At 58.3% G+C, this 7,585-nt stretch carries 9 protein-coding genes; 3 read left to right on the top strand and 6 right to left on the bottom strand.

Translation table 11 applies throughout. The features are described from left to right. Positions 1–553: DUF4334 domain-containing protein (locus tag A3754_RS10930; RefSeq protein WP_231880588.1), on the bottom strand; the 553-nt coding region annotated here is incomplete at its 3' end. Positions 554–722: 169 nt separating this feature from the next. Continuing rightward, positions 723–1,106, bottom strand: coding sequence for a MerR family transcriptional regulator (locus A3754_RS10925; protein WP_063519702.1), 384 nt, complete (start codon positions 1,104–1,106; stop codon positions 723–725). 103 nt (positions 1,107–1,209) lie between these two features. Here A3754_RS10925 and A3754_RS10920 point away from each other — a divergent pair, with 103 nt between their 5' ends. Continuing rightward, a complete protein-coding gene (locus tag A3754_RS10920; RefSeq protein ID WP_063519701.1) occupies positions 1,210–2,271 on the top strand; it encodes an SDR family oxidoreductase in 1,062 nt (353 codons plus the stop codon). Positions 2,272–2,413: 142 nt separating this feature from the next. Here the strand turns inward: A3754_RS10920 and A3754_RS10915 are convergent, their stop codons facing one another. The 4 genes from A3754_RS10915 to A3754_RS10900 all read right to left on the bottom strand — a co-directional run bounded on the left by A3754_RS10915 (position 2,414) and on the right by A3754_RS10900 (position 4,761). Further along, on the bottom strand, positions 2,414–2,773 hold the full coding sequence (locus tag A3754_RS10915; RefSeq protein ID WP_063519700.1) for a hypothetical protein: 360 nt from the start codon (positions 2,771–2,773) through the stop codon (positions 2,414–2,416). A gap of 55 nt (positions 2,774–2,828) precedes the next feature. Next, complete coding sequence (locus tag A3754_RS10910; RefSeq protein WP_063519699.1) at positions 2,829–3,233, bottom strand: roadblock/LC7 domain-containing protein; 405 nt, start codon at positions 3,231–3,233, stop codon at positions 2,829–2,831. Further along, positions 3,230–3,781 carry an ATP/GTP-binding protein gene (locus A3754_RS10905; RefSeq protein WP_063519698.1) on the bottom strand — a complete coding sequence of 184 codons (552 nt, stop codon included), beginning with the start codon at positions 3,779–3,781 and terminating at the stop codon, positions 3,230–3,232. The genes A3754_RS10910 and A3754_RS10905 overlap by 4 nt, the downstream gene beginning before the upstream one ends. 2 nt (positions 3,782–3,783) lie before the next feature. Further along, complete coding sequence (locus tag A3754_RS10900) at positions 3,784–4,761, bottom strand: hypothetical protein (protein ID WP_063519697.1); 978 nt, start codon at positions 4,759–4,761, stop codon at positions 3,784–3,786. A gap of 447 nt (positions 4,762–5,208) precedes the next feature. On the opposite strand from A3754_RS10900, the gene coaD reads away from it, so the two are divergent. Further along, a complete protein-coding gene (gene coaD, locus A3754_RS10890; RefSeq protein WP_007150106.1) occupies positions 5,209–5,700 on the top strand; it encodes a pantetheine-phosphate adenylyltransferase in 492 nt (163 codons plus the stop codon). 209 nt (positions 5,701–5,909) lie between these two features. Beyond that, the coding region (ggt, locus tag A3754_RS10885) for a gamma-glutamyltransferase (RefSeq protein WP_063519695.1) at positions 5,910–7,585 on the top strand (1,676 nt) is incomplete at its 3' end.

The following is a 7,585-nucleotide window of genomic DNA, read 5'->3' as shown; positions in this document are numbered from 1 at the left end:
GCTGCTTCATGCCTTTCAAGTCCATGATGCCGAGCACGGTATTGTCATCCACCTTGCGGAACACATCGTTGATCGGCAGGTTGTCGTACATCATGGTCGCCGTGGCCACCCCCCGGTAGGTGGTGGTGCGCAGACGCGCGGCGGACTTGCGCCCGGATAGCAACGGCAAGATCCACTGGAACACCTTGCCCACAAACGCCGAATTCAGGAACGGCATCTGATCCAGCAACCCCAGCCCGGGCATGGTCAGTAACGGCTTCACCGAGGTGAGCTTGCCGGAGACCTTGCGAAACACCAGCGGGTGCACATGCTCTTCGCTCTCGAAACGCTTGCCGTGCCAATGGCAACGCTCCAGCACCCCATCCATCGGGTGGCCGGTTTCAAACCCTTCGCCTTTCCAGGCACCGATCATGAAATCCGGGGCCACCGGTTCCAGCGCATCAAAAATGGCCAGTGCCTCATCCCCGGTCGCTTGCCCCTGTGCCTTTGCCGCACTGAAAGACAGGCCCGGTACAGCCTGAACAGAAGGATTGGCTTGCGTTGCGCGATTCATGGGCATTCCTCACAGGTGATGAAACAGATGGGCAATCACGCTAATGGCCGCGCCGTCCCTGCACCAGTAAAAAACCGCACTTGTCCGACCAGGACGCTAACCAAAACCACCAGAATTGACGAGAAGTATCGATTTCCCCACAAGCAGTAAACCTTCTGGCGCGATACATTTACCCTGCGCAGGCCTGGCTCCGCCGCTGCGCCTCGGCACTGGCAAGCAAGCGTTTCTGCTCCTCACCCAACATCCGGCTAACCGCCTTCAGTTCCGTGATCTTGCGATCCACCGCGGCTTTTTTCTCGGCCATCAACGCCGCGCCCTGATCACAATCGATACTGTCACTGCGCAGGGCGTCCAGCACCTCGCGGATCTCCTTGAGCGAAAACCCAAGCGCCTTCAGCTGGCGCACCATGCCTACCCGCTGCACCGCTTTCTCCGAATAATCCCGGTAGTTATTGCCTCGCCTGCCGACCTCCAGCAGCAACCCCTCTTTCTCGTAATACCGCAAGGTATGGCGGCTCACACCGGTCCGCTGTTCCAGTTCTGCAATGCGCATAGGAGGCTCACTTATTCCCTGTTGACCTTAGAGCGTACTCTACACCTTAGCGTAGTCATGAGCTTTCTCCGCACCTCACTGAAAACAGGAAAAGGACATCACCATGATCTTCTTTATCACCGGGGCCACCGGCTTCATTGGTCGCCACGTCTGCGCCAGCCTGACCCGCCATAACCACGCCGTGGTCGCCATGCTGCGACAACCCGAGGTTCAACTCGACACCCTGCGCCAGCAGGTGGACAGCCTCGGCGGGCAAGGCCACTTGCTCCAGGCGATCAGCGGCGATCTGGACCAACCGGAACTGGGCCTGACCACCGCGCTCCCCAAACTCGATGCCATCATCCACCTCGGCGCCCGTTTCGCCTGGCGGCTCGATACCGATACCGCCCGCCGCACCAATGTAACGGGAAGCCTGGCCGTGGCCGAACTGGCACGCCGCCAGCAATGCCGTTTGGTGTTTATCAGCGGTTTTATGCTGGAAAATCACGGGCACCTGAATCGGCTTGGCATTGATCCCGCCACCCCATCACACACTGAATGGCCGAAGGTTTACCGGCGGGCTGGCGGCTATGAAGCCAGCAAACTGGAAGCGGCCATTCGCGCCCGTGCCTTTGCCAGACAGCACGCACTCGATTTTGTGGAAGTCCAGCCCGCCACCGTTGCCGGCAATAGCCATACCGGTGAGCTGGATAACAGCCAACCGTTATACAGCCTGCTCGATAACCTGGCCTGCGGCCGCCTGGCATTGGTACCCGGCACCCGGGCACACTGGCTTCCCCTGGTGGCAGTGGACCATCTGGCAGACATCATCCGCCTGGCCGCCACTGCCGACGTGGTACCTGAAAAACTGCTGGCCCTGGACAGGCAGACACCCAACCTGCAGCCCCTGCTGACGCAGGCGGCTTCCCACATGGGCAAGCGCGCACCCCGTGGCTATATTCCCATGCCCGTACTCGCCGCACTGTTACGCATACCCGGCCTGCCGGCGTTAATGAATACCTACCCGGAAGCGCTTCATTTTATTCAACCCACACGTTTCGATACGGTGGCCACAGAAGACTTTCTCAAGCAGCATCAGATTGCTGTCCCCAAGATGGAAAAAGTCATTGAAATGAGTACCCGGCGCTACAGCCAACAGCACACCGGGCTGAGCCCTGCAGAGTAGCGGTAGGAGCGTGCTTGCACGCGAAGGGGCCAGGCTGCGATCCGCCGTCTGCCAGAAGGTGCGCCGGACGAAACCGTTAAGCCACGAAAAAGGAAAAGAAAAAAACCCCGCCACCCGATCGGCATGGCGGGGTGAAAGCAGATTACAACGACAGCGTGGATTCCACTTCCTGGCAGTTACGGCGGGCCAGGGCCAGGTTCGATTTGTTTTTGTCCAGCACCAAATAGATAAACAGCCCTTCCTTCGAGGCTACCGGACGAATAATGTGATACTGGCTACCCAGAGTAATCAGGATATCCTCAATCCTGTCGCTCAACCCCAGAGATTTCATGGTTTTCAATTTGGCACGAACCACTTCCGTGTTACCCGCCGCTGCCAGTTCCAGATCCAGACCGGTACCCGCCTGGCCCAGCACCATACCACTGTTGGCATCAACAATGGCGGTACACATGGCACCATCAGACTGCAGCAATGCATCCATACTTTCTTTGATATTCGCCATGGAAAATCTCCTTCAACACTTGTGTTATCCCGAAATTTTTAACGGGTGATAAAATTTACTTTTTTAGTTTTTCCTCAAGAGCGGCACAACAGTTCTTGGCCCCCCAGAGAAGCTGCCCCAACAGNGAGGCATCGTTAGCCACCACGGCAAGTGCCAGTGGAGGTTTTAGATTCGGAACCTTCATGACCGCAACCACACCTTCATCGGATTCGACGATCAACCGGCTGCATTCAGAAATGCCGGCTTCCTTGGCGATGGCAGAACTGATCGCCGCCAATGAACTGCCCATGGCCGCAAGCCGGCTTGCACTATCCTTATTCACCTGCAACGAGGCCACTTCAAAACCATCCGTACTGAGTAGCACGGCGGAGGTAACGCCTTTGGTATTTTCCTGAAAGTTTTCCAGTTCTTTCTGGGCAACCGCCGTTTCAGTTTTTCCAAGCGGAGAGGTAGCTTTCATGCTTGCATCATTCCCATTTCATTAACTTCAATCTGGCAGAGCAACGCCTCGACCAGTAACAGAACATCGTCTTTTTCCCTGACATCCACGGAAAAAATGGGCGGTGAAATATGGCGTTCCAGCAAGGTATCAGTGATTCGTTCGATCACTTCAAAATCCTCGCTGGCCAGACGGCCTACACCGATAACCATTGGCATGGCACCCTGCTCCCAGAATGCATCCACAAACACTGACAGGTGGCTATCCAGATCCGGGTGCTCGCCATTCAACAGCACGATCACGCCAGCAGCATTATTGGCAAGAATCGGCCACATGAACCGGAAACGCTCCTGGCCCGGTGTGCCATATAAGCGCACACCACCGCCACCGGGGATATCGATGTACCCATAGTCCAGCGCTGCCGTGGTCATTTCCTTGTCGCACTGATCGATATCGGTATTCAGCACATCCGTGGAGACACATTCCTGGTCACTTAACGCCGTAATTGCCGTGGTTTTCCCTGCCCCCATGGGGCCGGTGAAAAGAATTTTGAATTCGTCATTTGTCATTGCTAAGCACTCAACCCCAATCGACTGCGCAATCCTTTGATCAAACCACCAAAGCGTCCTTTTCCTTCTTCGGCAGACGCCTGCGGCAGCGACACCTGAACAGCTTCCTCGAACACCATCAGGTCACTCATCTCACAGGCATTAATGAAACGGTCCAGCTCTTCCTCGCTGCAATGTGAAACTTGCTGAACCTGTTCACGCGTTAACGGCCGTTTGGTCATCAACGCACACAGTGACAAGTGGGTACGGCTTTTTTCCAGCGTGCCAAAACTGGGCCACCGTTTAAGATGAAAGGCCCCTTCAGGGTTCATCCAGGGCGCCAAGTGCGTAGCGCTGTAGCGGGACACCATCCAACACAGAGAAAACAGCGGGCAAGCGACCATCTCGTCCGACACGACCTCGGTAGTCGGCGTCAGGGGGCCCAACTCTACAGAGGCGGCAGCCAACTGGCGGAACAGCGCCTTGCTGGCATAGAAACGCTGGGACGCCGGTTTGAAATACAACAAACCATGTGGCGACGACGACACCAGCAGCCCTGCCGGGTTAGACACGTTTCCATTAACCACCTCATGCAGGGATAACCAGAAAGGGGAAACGCTATTGGATACGGTGGAAGAGGACACGACACCCTGTGAGGGCGAATGGGGCTGGGGTACCGACGGCCCTTCGAGCGCCAAGGTGCCCGCCACTTCGTCGAGTACAGACAACAACTGCATAACCCGGAAGGGGTGCTGTAGAACAAACGGCGACGCCGGTTTTTTCTGATTACTGTCGTATACGACAATGCGCGGCTTGTCGCTGCGAGCCCAGCGCTGAGTTTCATCCGTTTGATCGCAGGAAATCATCAGCACATCTGCGCTGTCGGGGTCACTATGACTCCAGCTCACTTCGGACCGACCATCCATGATCTTCAACATGGACAGGCAGGCGCTTGCCGTATCATCCCCCAATCCTACAAAGCCCAGCCGTTGATTTTTCATCGTTCTCATAGTCCATGAAATCGGCATCTGTCCCTGATGATCCCAGCCAGGTGACCCCCCCACTGGGACCGGCGGCTTCCGATGCTAAAGCCGGTTATTAAGTAATGTGACCTGAGTCCCAAATTAGTCCTGTGCGATTTCCACCAGCAAACAGATGGCGACAAGCGGACGATAAAAGAGGATGAGCCTATAAAAATAATTGATCTTCAGGCCCTCCACTAAAAAGCAAGCCTCTGGACCTACGTCTTTTTCCTGACTTTGTGTAAGCAAATGCTTACACCAGATCGCCATTTTCAGGAATTTTGTCCCCTGTTGACGGCCGATACGGCCTGTGGGGCCGCGCCGGACAGGCCTGCAACTCTGCCACCGCATCGGGTATGCTTGCGGCACAGTGGGTATCCGGGGTGCTCCCGGGTACGGTTTCTACCGCGACAAAGCGAGCCAAGCATGACCAACCGCGTAATTTACCCCGGTACCTTCGACCCGATTACCAACGGCCACCTGGACCTGGTGGAACGGGCCGCCAAAATGTTCGATGAAGTCGTGGTAGGCATCGCCGCCAGTGAGAAGAAGGGCCCCCTGTTTACACTGGAAGAGCGCGTAGATCTGACCCGGCGCGTGCTATCGCACCTGCCGAATGTGAAGGTCACCGGCTTTTCCAAGCTGCTGGCCCATTTTTGCCGGGAGGAGGGCGGCAACATCCTGTTGCGGGGCCTGCGCGCGGTCAGTGACTTTGAATACGAGTTCCAGCTGGCCAACATGAACCGCCAGCTGGCGCCAGAGCTGGAGACCGTGTTCCTTACGCCAGCAGAGCACCTGTCCTTTATTTCCAGCTCCCTGATTCGCGAAATCGCGCTGCTGGACGGGGATGTGAATAACTTTGTGCCACCCCTGGTCGCCGAGGCCCTGGAAGAGAAGCGCAAGGCGCGGCAGAAGTAAGAGCAGCTGCGAGCTATGAGCTTCGAGCTGCGAGAAGATCAAAAAGCGGGGCACCCTCAGCCGACTGCCACTCTGCGCTGCTTGAGAATGGCAATAGCCCGCAAGCCGCTAACGGTTTTACTCGCAGCTCGTAGCTTGTGGCTCGCAGCTGCTATAACAAAAAAGCCGGACACCGCTCCACATCCACCGGCTCTCAAGGAGGACACCCGATGCGCATCCTGATCCCGTTACTACTGCTGCTCACCCTCACCGCCCAGGCGGCCGGGCCGGGCAAGAATGCGGTGGCCAGCGCCCACCCTCTGGCGACAGAAGCTGGGCTCAACATTCTCGAGCAGGGCGGTAATGCCTTCGATGCAGCCGTGGCCGTGGCAGCTGCCCTGGCGGTGGTCGAACCCTATTCTGCCGGTATGGGCGGGGGCGGCTTCTGGCTGCTGCACCGGGAACAGGACGGTTTACAGACCTTTGTAGACGCACGCGAAACCGCCCCCGGTGCCGCCACGGCCACCATGTATCAGGACAAGGATGGCAAGGTGATGCGCGACTGGGCGGTAAACGGTCCCAGCGCCGCCGGCATCCCTGGCCAGGCCGCCGCCTTCGCCCATCTCGCGGACAAGTACGGCAAACTTCCCCTCACTGCCACTCTGGCCCCGGCCATTGCACTGGCCGAGAAAGGCTTCCGCGTAGAGGAGCATTACCGCAAGCTGGCCGGTTACCGCGAAGACGTGCTCAACCGTTTCCCGGAAGCCGCTGCCATCTTCCTGCATAACGGCAAGGTGCCCCCCAACAACCACCTGATCAGGCAACCGGATCTGGCCCGGGTACTCACTGCCATCGCTGAACAGGGCAAGGCCGGTTTCTATCAGGGTGACGTGGCCAAACAGCTGGTGGACGGCGTGCAGCAGGCCGGCGGCATCTGGACCCTGGACGATCTGGCCGACTACACCGTGGTGGAACGCTCGCCCACCGTCAGCCAGTTCCGGGGCGGCCGGGTTATCTCCGCACCGCCGCCGTCCTCCGGCGGCATCGTCATGGGCGAAGCACTGAATATCCTCAGTCAGTTCAACGCCGGTGATACCGGCGACATGACCCCGCACCTGGCCATCGAAGCCATGCGCCGCGCCTACCAGGACCGGGCCCGCTATCTGGGCGACCCGGACTTTGTGGATATGCCTGTGGATAAGCTGTTGAGTACCGATTACGCCAAACAGCGCGCCAGCAGCATCACCCTGGACAAAGCCACCCCCAGCAGCAGCCTGGGCGAGCCGATCAGCGTGGAAGAGGGCTTTCACACCACCCATTTCTCGGTACTGGATAAAGACGGCAACCGGGTCGCCGCCACCCTGAGCATTAACCTGCCGTTCGGTAGCGGCTTTGTGGCCCCCGGCACCGGAGTGCTGCTCAACAACGAAATGGACGATTTCTCCGCCAAACCCGGCAGCCCCAACGCCTACGGCCTGGTGGGCAGCGAGGCCAACGCCATCGCCCCCGGCAAGCGCCCGCTGTCTTCCATGACCCCCACCTTCGTGGAATTCGACGACCGGATCGCCATTCTCGGCACCCCCGGCGGCAGCCGCATCATCTCCATGGTGATGCTGGGCGTCCTTGAAGCCGCCAACGATAAACCGGTCGAGGACTGGGTCAGTCGCGTGCGTTTCCACCATCAGTTTCTGCCTGACGAAGTCCAGGCAGAGCCGGAATTCGTCGGCAGCCAGGCCGCCAAGGACCTGATGCTGATGGGCCACAAGGTCGTCTCCACCGGTCGCAATTATGGCAATATGCAGGCCATTCTGTGGCGCAAGGGCAGTGGCAAGAACAGCGGCGAAGTGACCGCCGCCAGCGACCCCCGTGGCATTGGCAGTGCCGAGGTCCGGGCACCACAAACATT

This window comes from Alcanivorax sp. HI0083, from assembly GCF_001635175.1.
This window is presented reverse-complemented; position numbering and strand designations above follow the sequence as displayed.

Bases quoted from the DNA above. Each gene is read 5' to 3' on its own strand.
- A3754_RS10925 (WP_063519702.1), bottom strand. From the start codon at position 1,106: ATGCGCATTGCAGAACTGGAACAGCGGACCGGTGTGAGCCGCCATACC.
- A3754_RS10920 (WP_063519701.1), top strand. From the start codon at position 1,210: ATGATCTTCTTTATCACCGGGGCCACCGGCTTCATTGGTCGCCACGTC.
- A3754_RS10915 (WP_063519700.1), bottom strand. From the start codon at position 2,773: ATGGCGAATATCAAAGAAAGTATGGATGCATTGCTGCAGTCTGATGGT.
- A3754_RS10905 (WP_063519698.1), bottom strand. From the start codon at position 3,781: ATGACAAATGACGAATTCAAAATTCTTTTCACCGGCCCCATGGGGGCA.
- A3754_RS10900 (WP_063519697.1), bottom strand. From the start codon at position 4,761: ATGAAAAATCAACGGCTGGGCTTTGTAGGATTGGGGGATGATACGGCA.
- coaD (WP_007150106.1), top strand. From the start codon at position 5,209: ATGACCAACCGCGTAATTTACCCCGGTACCTTCGACCCGATTACCAAC.